1 protein-coding gene is annotated in these 802 nt (G+C 68.6%); it reads right to left on the reverse strand.

What is annotated here, in order from left to right; genetic code table 11:
- Positions 1-553 (reverse strand): hypothetical protein (locus AC2W7A_RS13000; RefSeq protein WP_485991691.1); only part of this gene is annotated, 553 nt, incomplete at its 3' end.
- Between the last annotated feature and the right edge of the window lie 249 nt (positions 554-802).

The following is an 802-nucleotide window of genomic DNA, read 5'->3' on the forward strand; positions in this document are numbered from 1 at the left end:
CGTCCGCGACCACGGGCGGCGGGGCCGCGTCCGGGGCGTAGCCGTTCTGCACTCCGACGCTCACCTGCATCGGCCGCCCGGGCGTGGGCCAGAGCGCGAAGGTGGCGATGAGGGCGGCCGCGGCGACCGCGCCCACGGTGATCGTCAATGCGCGCGGGAGGAACTCGGTCCAGGACCGGGCCGTGAGCCGCGCGCTGCGGGTGGGGGCCACGGACGCCGGCCAGGTCCTCTGGGCCACCCAGTAGACCAGGGGCAGCCACAGGGTCGGCATCAGGGCGTTCAGGCCCATGCTCATGGTCACCTCGGAGGCCGGCACCGCGTGCATGCCGGCGCCGAGGGAGGGGAACGACGTCCGGTCGTCGACGACGGCGAGCTCCGTCAGCGCCGCGGTGCTCGTGGCGAAGAGGCCGATCAGCGAGGTCACCATCCCGTGGGAGCGCGCCGCGTGCAGGGGATAGCGCTGCGCGTCGTTCACGAAGAGTCGCACCACCGCGTAGACCACGGCGATCGACACCGCGACTCCGAACAGCGAGGTCAGCATGTAGAGCTGCATGGTCTTCCACCTTCGTCGAACGACGCCCGGTCGGCTCCGCCTTGTTATGTATCAACGTATCAATACATTGATACATGCGGAAGCCTGCGGACATCACGGTCCGGACACGACGACGGCCGCTCACCCTGGTGCACTGGTCCCCGGTTGTTGGACTGGTAATCAGAGCGTAAGCGCCCTGTCTTCCTCGAGGGCCTGTTCCCGATACTTCATCGGGGTCAGGCCCTCGAGTCGTTGCTGGATCCGGTGGTA

Source organism: Micrococcus sp. LASM2_SD2 (assembly GCF_057364565.1).